The organism is Kitasatospora sp. NPDC091335 (assembly GCF_044757205.1).
In the GTDB taxonomy this organism is placed as follows: Bacteria; Actinomycetota; Actinomycetes; order Streptomycetales; family Streptomycetaceae; genus Kitasatospora.
In genome coordinates this window covers 89,119-107,655 of sequence record NZ_JBIVUM010000009.1, presented here as the reverse complement: position 1 = coordinate 107,655, position 18,537 = coordinate 89,119, and the positions used below count along the sequence as shown (strand labels likewise).

Sequence of the window (18,537 nt, the reverse complement as noted above, 5' to 3'; positions counted from 1 at the left end):
CGCAGAAGGCAGGATGGGTCAAGGCCGCACGGGCCCACTTCTTGGTCACACTCGAAGAACCCGTGCGGCCACCGTCACGTCACGGCTGCCCCGCCGATCACCAATGGGTGTCGTTCTCACCTTGGCTGCATCGGCTCCGAGACCCGCGAGCTCCGGGCCCGGTGTGAACTTCGGCTCCGGGAGCAGTCTGACCGCCGCTGCCTCCACCAGCGGGACCGGCTGCACCAAGGCCGCGAACGCGCGGCGCTCCTCCTCGATGACCTCGGCGAACCTGGTCTGCAACGGCTCGGCCCAGGGCCGCAGGACGGGGAACGCCTGGAGGGCCTTGTTGCTCCTGATCAGGTAGGTGTGCAGGCGGCGCCAGTGCTCATGGCGGTGGCGCCGCGTCTCCCGGGCGCGGGAGTAGCGCTGCCACGCCTCGTCGTCGAAGTCTTCCTCCGGCTCCCCGGCTTCGCCGTCCGTCTCGTCCGACGGCTCACCCATACTGCTCGGGGGTACTCGTTGGTGGCCAGGGCGAGCGCGGCATCCGCTTCCTCCGCCTTCTCCTCCTCCGAGTCGGGTTCGCGGTCGAGCCAGAACTCGAGGGCGCCGATGTCGATGGCCGCCGCCAAGAGCCTGAGGATCGGACTGTCGACGGGAAGCGGCCAGCGGCAGCTCCCACGCAGCCGTCCCACAGCCTCACCCAGCGGGATCTCGGCGCTGCGGACGGAGGACGCCAACCGCAGTGTGCCGCAGGCCTCGTCGCCATGGAGCTTGCCCTTGCCGGACGCCGCGGCGTAGCAGGTGAGGGGGACGTTCCCGGCAGGGCCGAGCGGAATCTCCGGAGTGAAGGTACGGCCGAGCGGGACACGACGGACAGTGGCGGTAGTTGACGGCATGCCAGCACGCCAGCCGGTCCCACTGACAGTCCCTACGCTGCCGTCTGCAGGCGGCCACGCGCCAGGGAATCCCTGGGGCCACGGCCGCCCGGGGCTACTTCGCCGCCAGCGGCATAGTCGTCGTGGGGACAACTCCTCGGCGACTCAGGTACGGTGCCGGACAGGACCAGGTCCGGACCGCCGACAGCATCGGCGGAACCAGCTGCGGTCAGCCGACTTCCTCACCGTCCGGAGGCGCGTCAGCAACGCGCCCACCTGCGGAACTCCACCCCCCTCCGCACCGCCCTCCGCAGGGCGCGCCTTCCACCACACCGGAGTTCCCCGCATGCCCGAGCACCAACTCACCGCCTCGCCCCGCGACTTCCTCTGCGAACACACCCCCAGCAAAAGCCGCGTACTCGCACTCCTCTCCCACGACGACGGCCCCGACTCGCTCCAAGCCGTCCTCACCTGCCGAGACCCTGAACTCGCCCACCGCGCGGCCGAACTGTTGCGCCGGACCCTGAGCCGGGCGGCGGGTGCCCTTCATGCGGAGTCCATGGACGGGCTGTGCGTGCAGTTGCCGGACGCTCCGGCGTCCTCACTCCGGCAGGCCGTGGCTCACGTGCTCGCCGGCACCTGGTCGGCCGCGGCTGGAACGCTCATCGCCTGGCCCGAAGGATCCGCGCCCGAGGAACCCGACCAGGAGGACGGCGCCGACAGTGAGGGCGGCGACAACGACGCGGCCCCGGAATCCGGCGCTCCCGCGCGGGGTGAGGCTCGGTTGCGTGACCTGCCGGGCCAGGTCGTGCGTATCACTTCGCTCCGGGAGTTCCATGTCCGCGACCGGCAGGCCCTGCTGGATGCGGCGGGCGAGCAGGGGTGGGAGCCGATGCCGGCCGATCAGCTCGACGATGACGACCCGCACGACGTGGTCGGCGCGGTCATGTGGCTCGCGGACCCGCCCGCCGACGTCGACGGGGCGGACGCCCTCACCGAACGCAGCCACATCTCGCTGCTGCGGCGGAACAAGGGCGACGAGGTCGCCGAGTGGAGTGCGGAGCCGGTCGTGGCGGACTTCGGCCCCGGCCCGCGTGCCGCCAAGGCCGGGGAGTTCCCTGAGCACAGCCTCGGGGAGGAACTTCCCGATTTCGCGGCGCTCTTCCCCGTGGAGGACCCGCACTGCGAGGACCCGGAGTGTGAGGAAGAGAGCTGCTTGTGGCAGCTGACTCCCCGCACGGCAGACCTCCTCCACACCGCGCTGTCGCTGCTGGCCGACGAGGCGTACGAGGACGCCGAGGAACTCGGTGACGGGAGCCTCGTCCTGGACAAACATGAGGGCAATTGGGGGGTGTTCCCGCGGCTGCCGAAGCTGACCTTCGACACCGATCTCCAGTGGCGGCGCCGCTTCGCCCGCGCAGCCGACGACCTTGCCGACGACCTCGAACGAGGCCACTGGCCGCGGCCGACCTGCACTGCCGAGGAACTCGCCCTGCACCTCGCCATCGACGACGCCGGCGACAGCGCCGACGAGCTCGGGGACGACTCCGACGGCACCGGGCACGGCACGCACACCACACTGCCGGTCCACCGCGACGACTACGACTTCGACGCCTGCACGGACATGTTCTTCCAGGACACCGACGTCCTCATGCTCTACAGCTCCCGCTTCGACGGCATCGAGGACCCTGACGGTGACGCCAACCGGCAGCTGGGCGTGGGCGACCTGCGCGCGCAGGCCTGGTTCGAACCGTTCGGGAACGTCACGGCCCGTGGCCCCCACTGCGGCTTCCGCCGCTGAACGGCCGGGCCCGCGAGTACCTCCGCCCGCCCGCCCGCCCGCCGCCGGCGGGCGGGCGGGCGGCAGGGACCTTCCGGGCCCGACACGGTGCTCGGCCCCTTCCCGGCGCGGCAGCGCAGGGCGAACGGGCAGTCGAACGGATCGGGGCATCCTTCTGCGGCAGCAGACCGCACATGAGCTGTTCCAATGTCGGAGAACGCCTGACCCAGGAGGTCGCAGGGCCGCCCGGGATGGCTCGTTCAAACCGGTAAGGCCCCCGCCCACTTTTCCGCAGGTGCCGGATTGGTCACTCTCTGCGGATGGTCAACAGGTGCCGTGCGATGAAGAAGGACAGGAAGCTCTGCAGGAACCGGGTCTCCGACCCCGGACTCCGCTGCCACCTGCACCAAGGCCTCCCCGCCGGCCCGCGACCCACGGAGCCGTCCCCGCGCAGGCGGGCAGCGAGCGGCGCACCTGCGAGGTCGGCCGTCCGCAGGCCTCGCCGGCCCAGTTCCACGGTGAACCGGCCGTCGTTGAGCCGGCGGGCCACATCGCCGTCGAGGACACCCCGGATTCCGTCCCAGCGCACCACCTCCCGCCCGGCTCCGAGTTTTCTGCGGGTTGTGAGCCGCGCCGAGACGGACAGCGCTGCCCGGGTGTGCGTCGAACTCGTGGCGGCGGGAGGCGGTGACACCATCGCCGCCCAGGCGCTGCGGCACGTGAGTGACACCACCTGGAACGCTCTCGTCGAGCGCCATCGGGGGAGGGGCTGCGAGGCGCTCGCGACGCTCGCCCGTGCACTCCTGGACGGGAAGAAGTCGTTGCACGGCATGCTCGGCAGCGTCGTGGGCAGGCTGTTGGCCGTACTGGGGCGGCCCCGGATCGAGCAGATTTTCGCACGGGAACTGGCTGCCCGGGTACCGTTGCCGTTCGGCCAGGAGATCGCTGTCGCCGCACTGGGCCTCCAAGTTGCCGGGATCTTCGTCTGCTTCACCGGTGGTGCCGTGATGCAGGGCTGCGCCTGCCTGCGAGACCTCCTGGCCCACGAGGGCAGGGCACAGTTCGAGAACCTCCTCGAAGGCGCCCTCCACGACTGGAGCGAGCTGCCCGTCCGCATGCGCGACGGCGCGGTCCTGCCCGGCAACCAGCGGCCATGACCGACGAACCCGCGCAACGCCGCCCGTCGCCCTCCCCCCGCCTTCCGCGCAGGACCGGCCCACCGGGTCCCGCTCGCACCCGAGGATTCGGTGGTCGCGCGCATCTCCGGCCCGCAGTCGAGCGGCCAATCCTTCCGCCGTACGATGAACAGGGCGCTGGCCCGCGCGTGCCAGGGGTATCCATCGCCCGAGGCGCTCGTTAGAGTGGCGGGCCGGTCTGCTGAAGAGGAGTGTGAGGTGCGTGGCTGCCACAGCTGACCACCTCAAGGCGCTCCTCAACGCCCACGCCAGCGGCGACGACGACCGCTTCTACAGCATCGCCCTGCAGGTGGCGGCGAAGTCGGCGCGCCAGGGCCACGGCAAAATCGCCGTCGAACTCCGCGAGATCATCGACGCCGCCCGCGCCGAGAAGATCCCCAGGCTCGCCCCGACACCGGTCGTCCAGCCCAGGGGCGAACTCGCCAGCCTTCTCACTGCCGGCTACCCCGACGTTCGCCTCGACGACATGACCCTCGCCGACGATGTCCGCGCGCCCTTGGACAAGGTCCTGCACGAGCAGCGCCAGCGCGCCCGTCTGGAGCGTTTCGGATTCACCCCCGTGCACCGCATCCTCCTGTCGGGACCGCCCGGCACCGGCAAGAGCATGACCGCCGCGGCACTGGCCAAGGAACTGTCCCTGCCGCTGTTCACCATCCGCCTCGACGGACTGATCAGCCGCTTCATGGGAGAGACCGCCGCCAAGCTCCGCACCGTCTTCGAAGCCGCCGCCGAGACCCGCGCGGTCTACCTCTTCGACGAGTTCGATGCCCTCGGCGCCGAACGCACCGCCGGCAACGACGTCGGCGAAGCCCGCCGCATCCTCAACTCCTTCCTCCTCTTCCTCGACGAAGCCCCCTCCGAGAGCCTCGTCGTCGCCGCAACCAACCACCGCCACCTCCTCGACCGCGCGCTCTTCCGCCGCTTCGACCTCGTCGTCCACTACGCACCACCCTCCCCGGAACAGGCGATCGAGATTCTGCAACGACGCCTAGCCGGAATGGACACCACCGGCGTACCTTGGTCCGACCTGATCACCAAGGTCGACCAGCTCAGCCACGCCGAGCTGGTCAAGGCCGCCGAATCCGCGGCCAAACGCGCCATTCTCGGAGGCAACGACGTGGTCGACCAACACCTCTTGACCGAAGGACTGGACGAGCGGCACGCGCTGCGCCATGCCTGACCCGGCCCCGTCGCGGTTCACCCCGCACCTCCTGGTCCCCTGGGAACCGAAGACACTCACCCCGAGGCCCTCCGGCTCCACCTGGGGTGGGCAGTTCGCCGACCGGTCCGCGGACCGGCAAGGCCATGTGGACCGCCTGCTCGACGGCCTCGAAGAAGCCCGGCAGGCCTCCACCGTCGATCGCCGGGAAGTGGACGCTGCCGAACGGGCGAGCGGTTTCGCGATCCGGGTGGAAGCCGCCGACACGTACGACCTCCAGGTCGACAGCCTCGCCAACTCCGGGCTGACGCTCATGAGTGTCCATGAGGCAACCGGCAGCAGCCCGCAAGAAGCCGTCATCTGGATCCCCGACGGGCGAGTCCAGGCGTTCGCCGAGAAGATCAGCCAGTTCACCCAGAACACTCCGAGCGGCAAGCCGAAGCAGCAGGGTGCCGTCGCCAACACCGAACGCATCCAGCACGCCCTGCTCGACCACCTCTGGCAGGACGACGCACCACTGCCGGACATGAGCGAACACCGCTGGTGGGAGCTGTGGTTCGACCCAGGCATCACCGACACCGACCAGATCGCCGCCCTCCAGCGCATCGCCGCCGCCAACGGCTGGCCGGTCGCCGACCGGTCGATCACCATCGGCGACTACCGGATCGCCCACATCGCCACGACCGGCACCCAGCTCAAGACGCTCCTCGCCACCAACGCCTGTCCCTCCGAAGTGCGGCAGCCCAGCTTCGCCGAGCAGATCCACACCACCGCCCGCACGCTCCAGCGCGACCTCACTCTCGACCTCGCGACCCGGCTCGAGCACGCCGCCGCCGACGCACCCGTCGTGTGCATCCTCGACACCGGCATCCACCAGGAGCACCCGCTCCTCAAGCAGGCCCTCGCCGGACGCGCGCAGAGCGTGTTCCTCCACGAGGGCCCGGACGACAACAACGGCCACGGAACCAAGATGGCCGGCCTCGCCCTCCTCGGCGACCTCGCCGGCGCCCTCGAATCCACCGGCACCATCACGCTCGCCCACGGCCTGGAATCCGTCAAAATCCTTCCCCAGCGGATCCGCCACGACGACACCCCGCGAAGCCACGCGGAAGTCACCGTCAACGCGATCGCCGACGCCGAGACCGGCACCGTCGACCAGCCACACGCCCGGGTCTTCTCCATGGCCGTCACCCAGCGCTCCACACCCGAACGCAACGGCACCGACGGCCGGGCGAGCCTGTGGTCCGCCTCTCTCGACGCGCTCGCCGCTGGCACCGACATCGCCGTCCACGACGACCGCATCGAACTCCTCGGCGCCCCCGACCCCGAGGCCTCCCGGCTCATCGTCGTCTCAGCCGGCAACGTCCGCGAACACCCCATCACCCACCTCCGCCAGGACGACGGAACCCTGCACCACCTCGCACTCTGCGACACCTCCCCGATAGAGAACCCGGCCCAGGCCTGGAACGTCCTGACAGTCGGCGCCTACACCGACCTCGCCCAGCCACCCCGGGACCCCATGTTCCACGGCTACCGGGCCCTCGCCGCAGCCGGCGAACTCTCACCTTTCAGCCGCACCTCCGTCGCCCTGCCCGTGAACACCCCCGTCAAGCCGGACATCGTCCTCGAAGGCGGAAACCTCCTCGTCGACGCCGACGTCACCCTCACCGACGAACACGACATCGTCAGCCTCACCACCACCCACCACGGCCTCGACCGACCGCTCACCACCGCCAACGCCACCAGCGCCGCCACCGCCCAGGCCGCACGCCTGGCCGCCATCGCCCACGCCGCCTACCCCGCCCTCACACCCGAAACCATCCGGGCACTCCTGGTCCACGAAGCGCGCTGGACCAACGCCATGACCGACGGGATCCTCAACGCAAACGGCCGCCGCCGCACCGGCAAGGGCAACGGCAGCAAGGACTTCGCCCGCACGGTGCTGCGCCGCTACGGCTGGGGAGTGCCGACCGAGGAGCGCGTCCTGTCCAGCGCGACGAATGCCGTCACGCTGATGATCCAGGGCTCCCTCGTCCCGTTCCGCCGCGACGAGGGCCGTGTGCAGCTGGGAGAGCTCAAGCTCCACCAGCTGCCCTGGCCACGCGAGCAGCTCCTCGACCTCGGCGCCACCCCGGTCCAGCTGCGCGTTACCCTCTCCTACTTCGTCGAACCGAATCCCGGCCGGCGCGGTGTCATGGGCCAGCACACCTATGCCTCCCACAAGCTGAGGTTCGCGATCAAGGGGCCGCTGGAGAACCTGTCGGACTTTGAAGGACGCGTCGCGAAGGACGCGCAGGCCGCGAACGACGGCATGACCACGGTCGGCAAGTTCGAGGGGGACAAGGCCTGGCTCGTCGGCTCCGACAACCGCAACCGCGGCTCCCTGCACGCCGACATCTGGAGCGGCACCGCCGCCGAGCTCGCCGACTGTGGAGCCCTGGCGGTCTACCCGGCCGGCGGCTGGTGGAAGTACAACAACAGATCCGACCGCGTCGGCCGCCCGGTCTCCTACGCCCTCCTCGTGTCCCTCACGACACCCGAAATCGAGACCGACCTTTACACCCCGACCGCCATCCGGCTCGACGTGCCCATCTCGGCCAGCCTGGCCTCGCGGGTCGAGACGGCCACCGGAATCCCCGTACAGCTGCCTCTGGGCTGGTAGACCGCGGCACTGTTCCGGCGGAGCGGGAGGCCAGCCGACCCCGCGACCTGAAGGCCGTCCGCCCCGCGACGCCGGTCCGATGCTGTTGCACCGGACCGGCGAGGGGCCCCGCCCGCCGCTACTGCTACGCCGCGAGCGGCAGGTCGTCGTTGCCGCGGGGGACGGCTCGGAGCCGGCTTTCCTGGGCTTGGTCGAGGGCTTGGTCGAGGGCGTTGACGGCTTGGTCGGCGGAGTCCTTGAGGAGGTGGCCGTAGAGGTTGATCGTGGTGGCCAGGGTGGCGTGGCGCAGGGTCTTGGAGACGATGGCGATGGGGATGCCTTCGGCGATCATGATGCTGGCCGCGGTGTGTCGCAGGTCGTGCAGGCCGATCCGGGGCAGGCCGAGTTCGGTGGTGCGTTTGCGGAGCTGGTCGAGGACCCACTGGGGCCGCAGGGGCGATCCGTCCGCGTGGGCGAAGACCAGGCCCTCCAGTCGGCCGTCGGGGTGGGCGGCCATCTGGAGGGCGGCCTGGTGGTGGAGGGCGGCCATGACCCTGGGGGAGAGGCTGATCCAGGCGCGGCTGGCCTCGGTCTTGGGCTGGTTGAAGTGGAGGTCGCCGTTGTCCACGGCGGACAGGGTCCAGCGGACGAACAGCTTGCGGTCCATGAGGTGGACGTCCGGCCAGTGCAGGGCCAGGACCTCACCGCGGCGCATGCCGGTCCCGAGCATCACCTCGAACAGGTCGGCCAGCTGGTCCGCGTACTGCTCCGCGTTGTGCCGCAGGAACGCCGCGGCCTCCTTCGGGGTCCAGCATGTGCGCTCGTCGGCGCGGGGCTTGGGCGGCACGCAGTGCTCGGCCGGGTTGAACTTCAGCCGCCAGGAGCGCACCGCGTGGTTCAGCGCGTTGCGCAGCGTCGAGACCACCCGGTAGAGCGTGACCCGGCCCCGGCCGGCCTTGCGCTGCGCGGCCATCCAGTCCTCGATCTGCTTCGGCCGCAGGTCCAGCAGTCGGCACCGCCCGAACGCGGGGATCAGGTCCCTCTCCACGTAGGCCTTGTAGCCGGCGTAGGTGTTTACGGTGAGATCGGCCTTCCGCGCGCCCAACCACTCCCGCAGGTACTCCGCCACGGTGGTGCGACGCTCCTCGTACGCCCCGCTCAGCTCACCCTCCAGCACCGCCGCCAACTCCTGCGCGGCCTCGGCCTCCGACGCGAACCCTCCCCGCCGCCGGGTACGCCGTTTGCCGTCCTCCGGTGCCAGGTCGACGCAGTACGTCCACGACCCGTGCTCCGCCTCCTCCAGCAACCGCACACACCACGCACCCGACTGCCTCCCGTGCCCGTCCTTGCACCCGCACCGCCGGTACACCCTGCCCCGCTGCGCACGCTGTCCCATGAGCTTCCCCTTCTCCCGGACTGCCTGGTGAGTCTGGGGCAAGAGTGGCTGCTGTGTCGGGTGTGGCGGCAGAGCGCGTTGGGCGGTGCGCGAAGCACTCAGAACCGGATGGCGAGGACACGCTCAAGACGACACACCGTCCGGAAGATCACTATCCGTATCCAGTGGGTAATCGACCCTGATCCGTCCGGGCCGCCTTGTCCGGCCAGGGGCACTGCACGATGGGCTGCGGCGGTCGGCAGAAGGGTCCTGCTGAAGGGGCGACAGATTGCTGCTACTCGCGGTGACGAAGGCGGCTCCGGGGGCTTGGGGACCATTTGGGGACCGCGCCTGGTGAGCGCCCGTGAGCGCTTACGGACATCTATGTACGAACTTGAACCCAGCTGAGCATCAACCGGGTTTGGGGTCTGCCGACTCTCGCTATTCACGACGATCCTCAACCATCCCTAGTTTCAGTGGAGTTGGGAAGCAAAGAAGCCGAGGCCTCAAGGCCTCGGCTGTCGACACTAGTTGAACCCCTTGACTGGGGGTCAAGGGGTCGCAGGTTCAAATCCTGTCGTCCCGACTTGCAAAACTGCAGGTCGTAGGCCGTTTCCGCTTCTGGCGGGAGCGGCCTTTTTGATATTCCGTCGGCTGGTGGTCGCAGTGTGGTCGCCGGGCCACATCGGCCAGGTGGTACTCGGCTCGATTTCCTGTGGCGCCTGACGGGAAGCCAGGCGGTGGTGGGGGCGTGGGTTCTGGTGCCAGGGGCGCCGGGCTCGGCAGGCGGGCACACCGAGAACCGCGCGGTCGGCTGCGCTGAGGGTCCAAGCGATGGCGTCGACGGCCGCCCGCTCCGCAAGGCGGGTGAGTTCGGCGTAGATGTTCGCGGTGGTGGACAGGGTGCGGTGACGCAGGGTCTTGGAGACGACCGGGAGCGGGACGCCTGCGGCCAGGGCGAAGCTGGCGGCGAGGTGACGCAGGTCGTGCAGAGCGATGCGGGGGACGCCGGCCTTGTCGCAGAGCAAGTGGAAGCGGTCGAGGACCGTCTTGGGGTGCAGCGGGCGGCCGTGGCGGTGGAAGACGAAGCCGCCGGCAGGGGTGATCTGGCCGAAGGCGCGTGAACCGGAGCGGTCCTCCAGGGCGTCGGCGGCGCGGTCGGACAGGGCGACCCAGGCGCGGCTGCCCTTGGTCTTCGGAGCGGTGAGCAGGAGCTGGTTGTTGTCGATCGCGGAGAGCGTCGCGCGGACGAACAAGGTGCGCTCGGGCAAGTGGACATCGTCCCAGCGCAGGCCGAGGACCTCACCCTTGCGCATGCCGGTGCCGATCATCAGCTCGGCGAGGTCGGCATAGAGCGGGTCGGTGACGTGGGTGAAGCGCAGGAAGCAGGCCGCCTGCTCCTCGGTCCACAGATGCCGCTCGGCCGGGGCGGGCCTGGAGATGAGCGGGGGCTTAGCCGGGTTGCGAGCGAGGCGCTCGGCGGTGACGGCGTCGCTGAGGGCGCTGGAGAGGGTAGACATGATCCGGTGGACGGTGACCCTGCCGCGGCCTCGCTGCAGCTGGTTGGTGACGAAGACGCTCAGATGTCGGCGGGTGAGATCGTCGAGCGGGATCGTGCCGAGGGCCGGGATCAGGTCCTGCTCGACATAGGGGCGGTAGCGGGCGATGGTGGTGGGCTTGCGGTGGAGAGCCTTCTCGGCGAGCCAGCCGGTGAGGTAGTCGGCGAGAGTCTGCCTCGGGTCGGTGACGACACCGAGGGGCAGGGACTCGTTGAAGCGCCGCAGCGCGATGCGTGCGTCGAGTTCGTCGGGGAAGCCTGCGCGGCGGATCGTGCGGCGGCGGCCGTCGGTGGAGGGCACGTCGACGGCGAAGGCCCAGCTGCCGTGCAAGGGGTCGGCGGCGAGGAGAGGGCAGTGGGTGCCGAGCTGGTGGCGGTGGTCGTCGCGGCAGCCACAGCGCCGGTAGACCCGACCACGGTCGGTTGAGGAGCGCATCCTGATCGCCTCCGGAGACTGAGCATGTCCGGTCTCCAGTCTCCCGTCCCTTGCCCGCGACCACCACGCGACTGCCAGGCTCAACCCGGGGCCTCTGACCAGGGGTTTTCCCTTGGCGAGCCGAAGGCTGAGCACCATGAACCACCGCGGTCACTGATCCTTACGATTTCCGGCGGTGGACATCCCGTATCGGCGATAATGATCACCTGCCGAACACGTCTCCGAGCCCACAGTCACGGGCCGATGGAAGAATGACGGGAGTTCGGGTGTGCTGCATCGATGGAGGAGTCCGACACGTGGCGACGACCACCACTGAAGACCAGCGCGACGCCGAGGAGCGCACCGGACGACCGGAAGCGCTGCCGCCCGTGCCGGAGCCTGGCCAGGTGGTGAAGGTCCGCGGCTCCACATGGGCTGTGTCGGACGTCCGACAGCAGGGCCTGCCGCGAAGCCCCGCCGACGAGGGAACACCCCGCCTCGCGCACGTGGTGAGCCTTCAGTCGCTGGACGAGGACCGGCTCGGCGAAGAACTGGCGGTCGTCTGGGAGCTGGAGGTCGGGCACACGCTGCAGCCGGACCAGGGTCTGCCGGAGACCGTCCGGCCGGAGGGCTTTGACGACCCGAAGAAGCTGGCCGCGTTCGTGGACGCGGTGCGGTGGGGTGCGGTGACCTCGGCGGACGCCAACTCCTTCCAGGCACCGTTTCGCAGTGGTGCGAACGTAGAGGCGTACCAGCTGGAACCGCTACGCCGGGCGCTGAAGTCCTCGCGGACGAACCTGTTGCTGGCTGACGACGTGGGCCTGGGCAAGACCATCGAGGCGGGCCTGGTGGTGCAGGAGCTGCTGCTGCGCCACCGGGCCCGCACGGTGGTCATCGTCTGTCCCCCGAGCCTGTCGCTGAAGTGGCAGGACGAGATGCGGGAGAAGTTCGGCCTGGACTTCGTGATCGTCAACAGTGAGCTGATGGCGAAGGTCCGTCGCAGTCATGGGCTGAACGCCAACCCTTTCCGGCTGTTCCCGCGCGTGATCGTGAGTATGGCGTGGCTGCCGTCGCTTCGGGCCCAGCGGCTGCTGCGTGATGTCCTGGCGGACACTCGAAACGCGTCCTCGGCCCGCCGTTTCGCGTTCGATGTGCTGGTGGTCGACGAGGCGCACCACGTGGCGCCGGCCAGCCCGACATCGGCCCCGGGCCAGCGCGGCTATGCGGTGGACAGCCACCGCACCACGGCGACGAAGAAGCTGGCAGAGGCGTGCGAGCACCGTCTATTCCTCAGCGCCACGCCGCACAACGGCTATTCGGAGTCCTTCACTGCCCTGCTGGAGATGATCGACGGCCGCCGGTTCTCCCGCGGCGCGAGCATCGACAAGAAGGCGCTCGACGAGGTCAAGGTCCGGCGGGTGAAGACTGAGCTGCCGGACAAGGGCTTCCGGCCGCGCAAGATCGCTACGATCCCGTTCACGCCCAGCGATGACGAGCAGGAGCAGTTCGACCGGCTGGTGCGGCTGCTCACGGAGACAGCTCGCGAGCGAGGCCGGGGCAAGGGCGGCGACATCGTCTCGATGCTGCTGAAGAAGCGCTTCCTGTCCAGCCCGTGGTCGTTCGCCCGGACCCTGGAGCTGTACCAGGGCGCGGCGGCCGGCAGCCGACAGCTGGAGTTGGACGAGGACGACTACTACGTCGAGGTCCTTGGCAGCGGGCAGTCGGACGAGGAGGAAGGAGCGGCAGAACACCCTGAGTTCACCGCACTGCGGCACTCCAAGGGCTCAGGCCCGCTGCCTGCCGGTCTCGAAGACGAGGCCACGTCGCTGGTGGAGTGGGGGCTGCGCTACGAGCACAAGCCGGACTCCCGACTGGACGCCCTGCTCACCTTCCTTGACGCAGTCTGCCGCCCGGACGGACGGACCTGGTCGAATGAGCGGGTCGTGGTGTTCACCGAGTACGCCGCCACGCTGGACTGGATTGCGGGTGTCCTGCGTCAGCGCGGTTACGGTGGCGTGCTGGAGACGATCCAGGGATCGACCCCGATCGAGGAGCGCGAGTTGATCCGCGCCCGGTTCACGGAGCGGCCGGACAAGCACCCCGTGCGGGTGCTGCTCGCCACCGACTCCGCCGGGGAAGGCATCGACCTGCAGGCGTACTGCCACCGCCTGGTGAACTTCGACATCCCGTTCAACCCCTCGCGCCTGGAACAGCGCATCGGTCGGATCGACCGGTACGGGCAGACCGAGAGCCCGGAGATCTACCACTTCCAGCCCGTCACCTCCTCCTCGACCTACGCGGCCGACATGGAGTTCATGGGGATCATCGCGCGGAAGGTCAGCACGGCGACCAAGGACCTTGGCAAGGTCAACCAGGTCATCGACGCCGAGGTGCAGGGGCACTTCAGCCCCACGGGCACTCCCCGCAAGGCGCGTCCGAGCGCGTCCGCCGACGCCGACCAGGCCGAGATCGAGAGCCTGCGCGGCAGCATCGAGCTGAACCGCGAACTCACCGAGCTGTCCCGGACCTACGACGAGCGCAAGGCGCTCATGCACCTCACGCCCACGAACGCGCGCCGTGTCGTGGACGCCGCCCTCCTCCTGGACGCCCAGCCGCCGCTGGTGGAGATCGGCGACGAGGACACCGACGCCCAGGTGTTTCAGGTACCGAGGCTGGGCCGCTCCTGGCAGCCAGCCCTGCGCGGCCTCGACACACGTCTGGAGCCAGGCGTTCCGCGCCCGGTCACCTTCGACGACGAAGCGGCGCGGGGGCGCACCGACCTCGTGCACATCCACCTGGGCCACGCGCTCATGCAGCGCGCCACGCGCACCCTGCGCAGCGCCCTGTTCAGCGTTGATGCGCCGGTCAACCGGGTCACCGCCGTCGTCACCAACGGACTTCCCCAGTCCTGCGTCGCCGCCGTTTCCAGGCTCGTCCTGGTCGGCCGCGGCGGCTTGCGCCTGCACGAGGAGGTCTTCCTCACCGGTATCCGGCTGCGTGGGCAGGCGCTGGCCGAATCCAAGGTCGAGCAGGTCCTCGATGAAGCCCTCGACTCGGCTGACCTCCGGCTGGCCGACAGGGAGGTGCTCACCCACCTTGCCGCCCTGTGGAACGAGGACGGAGCCCGCCTGCGTGACCGGCTTCTGAGCGCGATGGATCGCAAGAGCACCGCTCGCCAGGAGAAGGTCACCGAAGCGCTCACGCGGCGACGGGACACCGACATCGCCCGTGCCCACGAGATCTTCGGCGCCTTCCGTATCAACCTGCGCGAGTCCCGCGACCTGCTGGAGCTGGCCATCCGGTCGGAGGAGGAAGACGTCCTGTTCAGCGACGACCAGCAGAAGCAGCGCCGCCGAGACCTCCACAACATGAACGAACGTCTGGCCAGCCTGGACGACGAGGAGGCCCGCGAGGTCGCCTCGATCCGGGAGCGCTACAGCGACATCCGCCCGTACGTGTCGGCCGCGGCCGTCGTGTTCGCCCTGACCCCCGAAGACGCGAAGAACGGAAGCGTTCAGGCATGAGCCGCAAGCACGCCCCGACCACTGCCGACCTGCACCGTGCCTGGCTCGAACTGGTCGACGCCGACGGACCGTTCCTCGCCGTTCCCGTCCTCGAGCGGGTCTGGCCCCAGGGCATCCCACAGCCTGACGCCCGCGCCCTCGCGGCCATCAAGGACGCCAAACCCGCCTTCGAGAAGGCTTGGGAGCGCTGGGACTCCCACCGCGACGACGAGAAAGCCCTCGCCCTCTATCGCGAGGCCCGCGACACCTGGGTCGACCTCGTCCTGCGCCAGGGACTGCGCTGGGCCGCCTCGTACACGTCCGTAGCGCCGGCCACAGCCGAGGTCCGCTCACCCGACCATGCCGTGACCGTCCGAGCCGACGGAGCCCTCCTCCAGGGTGAGGCAACCGGTGCACTCGTCCTGGTCACCGACCCCGTCGACTCCCTGCGCGACCCGCTCGCCGACGGATGGTCCGACAGCCCCGTCGACCGCATGGAACACCTCCTGCGGGCCTCCGGCGTCACCATCGGCGTGGTCACCGACGGCCGTTGGTGGGCCATCGTCAGCGCCCGGGAGAAGACCATGGTCGCCTCCGGCATCGTCGACGCCCAGACCTGGATCGAAGAGCCCGCCACCCGCAACGCCTTCATCGAGCTCCTCCAGCGCCGCCGCCTCATCGGCGGAAAGCCGCAGGACCGGCTCACCGAACTGTTCGGCGAGTCCGTCACCGCCGCCGAGAAGATCACCGACGCCCTCGGCACCCAGGTCCGCCGCGCCGTCGAGCTCATCGTTCAGGCCCTCTCCGAAGCCGGACTGGCAGCCGTACAACGCAGCGAACCTGACCCCCTCCCCGAACAGCGCGGCGAAGTCTACGAAGCCGCCGTCACCGTCATGATGCGCGTCGTCTTCCTCCTCTTCGCCGAGGAACGCGGACTGCTCCCCGAGAACCAGCTCTTCGCCATGGGCTACGGCATCAGCGACGAACTCGACCGCCTCGACAAGCGCCAGCAGGACGAAGGCGACCAGGCCCTCGACGCCACCTCCCTCACCTGGCACCGCCTCCTCGCCACCTCCCAGGCCCTCTACCGCGGAGCCACCTTCGAAGACCTGCGCCTGCCCGAATACGGTGGCTCCCTCTTCGACCCGGCGCGTTTCCCCTTCCTCATTACTCGCGGCTCCCACAGCGCCCTGGCCATCACGGTCAGCGACCGTGTGATGCTCGAAGTCCTGCGCGCCGTTCAGATCGCGCAACTGCGCGGCGAGCCCGCCCGCCGGATCTCCTTCCGCGAGATCGACGTCGAACAGATCGGCTACATCTACGAGGGCCTGCTCGGCTACTCCTGCGAGAACACGGACGAGATCACCCTCGGCCTGACCGGCACTCCCGGCTTCGAGCCGGAAATCCCCCTCGAAACCCTCGAACACCTCGCTCAGACCAGCCGCAGCGAAACCGCTCTCGCCGACGCGATCCTCAACTGGGCCAAGCAGCACCAGCCCGCCGCGAAACCGCCCACCAAGGCTGCCCTCACGAAGGCCCTCAAGGCCGGCGACACACTCATCGACGACGCCGAGACCGCCCTGCACGACCTCACCGGCAGTGAGGAACTGCGCGGGCGGCTACGTCCCTTCCTCGGCATTATCCGCCGTGACCTGCGCAACCGGCCCCTCGTTGTCGAGCCCGGCGGCGTTCTGCTCGTGGAGACTCCGTCGCGTGCCTCGGCCGGCGCACACTACACACCGCGCTCCCTGGCTGAGGAAGTCGTCCGTTACGCCCTCGAACCGCTGGTCTACTCGCCCGGCCCACACCAGAGCGCCAACCAGGACGACTGGCAGCCGATCTCCTCCGACCAGATCCTCGACCTCAAGATCGCCGACATCGCGTGCGGCTCCGGCGCCTTCCTCGTCGCCGCTGCCCGCTACCTCGCCGCCCGGCTCGTGGAGGCGTGGCGCAGGGAAGAGGCCGTCTACGGCATGACGGCGCACGAACTCCACGTCCACGCCATAAGGACGGTCGTCGCCACCTGCCTGTACGGCGCGGACATCAACGCCATGGCGGTGGAGATGTGCAAGCTCTCCCTGTGGCTCGTTTCGCTCGACCCCAAGCTGCCGTTCTCCTTCGTCGACGACAAGGTCCTCCACGGCAACGCGCTGATCGGCCTGACGGACCCACGCCAGCTCCGCGACCTCCACATCGACCCGGCAGCCGCTGGCCAGCAGATCAGCATGTTCAACATCGACATCGACGCCATCCTGGACCGTGCTGCCCGCCTGCGCCGCCAGCTCGCCACCGAGGTCAACGAGCAGGACCCGCAGCGCTCGGCCGCGACCAAACGGCGCCAGTGGCGGGAGTACCAGAAGATCACTGGAGAGCTGGCCGACGTCGCGGACGCGGTGGTCGCCGCCGGGCTGAAGTGGGGCGGCAAGCCCGGAAAACAACTGAAGGCAGCGTACGAGAACCTCCGCGTTGCCGTCGAACTCGCCTACCCCGTGGGCGGTGGCGAGAAGGACCGGGCGATGCTCGACGGCATCCTGGAGGCAGGGCTGACACCGACCGTTCCGACGGACTACAAGCGATGGAAGCCGCTTCACTGGGTCCTCGCCGTACCGGACGTAATGCAGCGTGGTGGCTTCGACGCCATCATCGGCAATCCGCCATTCCTGGGCGGATCCAAGATTACTGGAGCGCTGGGGACCAATCTTCGAGACTGGTTCGTTAATGTCTTGGCCGGCGAGCGGAAGGGCAGTGCAGATATCGTCGCATACTTCCTTCTCCGAGCCTATGAGCTACTGTCGGAGCGGGGTGGGCTGGGCGTGATTGCGACAAATACGGTTGCCCAGGGGCCCACACGCAGCGTTGGACTTGACCAAATGGACGCAGCGGGATTCACGATCACCCGTGCGATTCAGAGTCGTCCTTGGCCTGCTGCGAGCGCTAATCTGGAGTACGCGGCGATCTGGGGTAGTCGTGGTGCGGTTAGCAGAGGAGCGCCGAGGTTCTCTGATGACCTTGAAGTATCGCAGATTTCCACGCTACTGGAGCCGGTTGGCCGTGTGGAGGGTGCGCCGAAGCCACTGCTCGAGAATGCGGGGATTGCATTCAAGGGATGTTTTGTATTGGGCATGGGCTTTGTTCTTGAGCCGGATGAGGCAGCATTGTGGATCGATGAGGATCCGCGAAACAAGGATGTGCTATTCCCCTATCCGCACGGAAAGAACGACATCAATGGCGATCCGGCGCTCAAGGCTAGCCGCTGGGTAATTGACTTCAACGACAGTCCAGAAGAGGTTGCAAAGAGGTACAGCCTTCCGTACGGGCGACTCTTGGAGCGAGTTAAGCCTGAGCGAATGAAGAAGGCCAGAGAAGTCCGAGAAGCACCCTGGTGGCTTTACTTGAGAGCGCGCCCCGCCATGCGGGAAGCAATTGCGGGTTTGGATAGAGTAATCGTCCTCTCGCAGACAAGTGCAACTCAAATTCCGGCATTTGTGCCCACTGGGCAGGTTTTTGATCAAAAGCTGGTCGTATTTGCTTCGAGCGAGCCGGTGGTGCTTGGAATTCTCAGCTCGTCGATTCATAGGATTTGGGCCACGTGCTGGGGGTCGACGCGCACTGGGGATCCCGTTTATACGCCGTCAAGTGTTTTTCTGACCTTTCCCTTCCCGATGGGGAATTCCGAGGGTATCTCCAAAGTTGGAGTTTCCCTCGACAGCGAGCGTCGCGAAATCATGCTCCGCCGCGATCTCGGTCTGACCAAGCTCTACAACCTGGTCAACGACCCAGGCGTCGCGGACTCTGACCGTGACGTCGCCCGACTGCGACAGATCCACATCGAGTTGGACGAGGTCGTCCTGGCTGCCTACGGCTGGGATGACATCCCGCTCGACCATGGCTTCCACACCTACCGGCAGATGGAGCGCTGGACGGTGAGCCCGGCGGCCCGGGTACAGATCTTGGACCGGCTGCTGGAGGAGAACCATCGTCGTGCCGCCGCACAGGGCGATGTCGTACCCCTGGGCGATGATGGCGACGCCGAGGAAGGGGATGACGAGTGAC

9 protein-coding genes are annotated in these 18,537 nt (G+C 68.7%); 6 read left to right on the top strand and 3 right to left on the bottom strand.

The annotated features are described in order from the left end of the window. Positions 1-45: 45 nt before the first annotated feature. The gene (locus ACIQOW_RS20415; protein ID WP_401086931.1) at positions 46-483 is read right to left on the bottom strand and encodes a hypothetical protein; all 438 of its coding nucleotides are present in this window, start codon (positions 481-483) and stop codon (positions 46-48) included. Positions 484-1,203: 720 nt separating this feature from the next. Between ACIQOW_RS20415 and ACIQOW_RS20410 the strand changes: the two genes are divergently transcribed. The 4 genes from ACIQOW_RS20410 (at position 1,204) to ACIQOW_RS20395 (ending at position 7,654) form a co-directional block, all read left to right on the top strand. After that, positions 1,204-2,658 (top strand): hypothetical protein, encoded by a 1,455-nt coding sequence (locus ACIQOW_RS20410; RefSeq protein ID WP_401086929.1) that lies wholly within the window; start codon positions 1,204-1,206, stop codon positions 2,656-2,658. 635 nt (positions 2,659-3,293) lie between these two features. Beyond that, positions 3,294-3,794, top strand: a complete 501-nt coding sequence (locus ACIQOW_RS20405; RefSeq protein WP_401086927.1) for a hypothetical protein — start codon at positions 3,294-3,296, stop codon at positions 3,792-3,794. Between the two features lie 241 nt (positions 3,795-4,035). Beyond that, entirely contained in the window at positions 4,036-5,013 is a 978-nt protein-coding gene (locus tag ACIQOW_RS20400; RefSeq protein WP_401086926.1) for an AAA family ATPase, read from the top strand. Continuing rightward, positions 5,006-7,654, top strand: coding sequence for a S8 family peptidase (locus ACIQOW_RS20395; protein ID WP_401086924.1), 2,649 nt, complete (start codon positions 5,006-5,008; stop codon positions 7,652-7,654). The genes ACIQOW_RS20400 and ACIQOW_RS20395 overlap by 8 nt, the downstream gene beginning before the upstream one ends. A 124-nt stretch (positions 7,655-7,778) precedes the next feature. Here the strand turns inward: ACIQOW_RS20395 and xerC are convergent, their stop codons facing one another. Both xerC and ACIQOW_RS20385 read right to left on the bottom strand, forming a co-directional pair. Next, positions 7,779-8,945 carry a tyrosine recombinase XerC gene (gene xerC, locus ACIQOW_RS20390; protein WP_401086922.1) on the bottom strand — a complete coding sequence of 389 codons (1,167 nt, stop codon included), beginning with the start codon at positions 8,943-8,945 and terminating at the stop codon, positions 7,779-7,781. 614 nt (positions 8,946-9,559) lie between these two features. Continuing rightward, on the bottom strand, positions 9,560-11,002 hold the full coding sequence (locus ACIQOW_RS20385) for a tyrosine-type recombinase/integrase (protein WP_401086920.1): 1,443 nt from the start codon (positions 11,000-11,002) through the stop codon (positions 9,560-9,562). Positions 11,003-11,298: 296 nt separating this feature from the next. On the opposite strand from ACIQOW_RS20385, the gene drmD reads away from it, so the two are divergent. Both drmD and ACIQOW_RS20375 read left to right on the top strand, forming a co-directional pair. Then, positions 11,299-14,505: a DISARM system SNF2-like helicase DrmD gene (gene drmD / locus ACIQOW_RS20380; RefSeq protein ID WP_401086918.1), complete on the top strand. Its 3,207-nt coding sequence runs from the start codon at positions 11,299-11,301 to the stop codon at positions 14,503-14,505. Then, complete coding sequence (locus ACIQOW_RS20375) at positions 14,502-18,536, top strand: Eco57I restriction-modification methylase domain-containing protein (protein ID WP_401086916.1); 4,035 nt, start codon at positions 14,502-14,504, stop codon at positions 18,534-18,536. The genes drmD and ACIQOW_RS20375 overlap by 4 nt, the downstream gene beginning before the upstream one ends. Position 18,537 lies beyond the last annotated feature (1 nt).

Excerpts from the sequence above, each read along its gene's own strand:
- ACIQOW_RS20415 (WP_401086931.1), bottom strand. The coding sequence starts at position 483 with ATGGGTGAGCCGTCGGACGAGACGGACGGCGAAGCCGGGGAGCCGGAG.
- ACIQOW_RS20385 (WP_401086920.1), bottom strand. The coding sequence starts at position 11,002 with ATGCGCTCCTCAACCGACCGTGGTCGGGTCTACCGGCGCTGTGGCTGC.
- ACIQOW_RS20375 (WP_401086916.1), top strand. The coding sequence starts at position 14,502 with ATGAGCCGCAAGCACGCCCCGACCACTGCCGACCTGCACCGTGCCTGG.
- ACIQOW_RS20395 (WP_401086924.1), top strand. The coding sequence starts at position 5,006 with ATGCCTGACCCGGCCCCGTCGCGGTTCACCCCGCACCTCCTGGTCCCC.
- ACIQOW_RS20410 (WP_401086929.1), top strand. The coding sequence starts at position 1,204 with ATGCCCGAGCACCAACTCACCGCCTCGCCCCGCGACTTCCTCTGCGAA.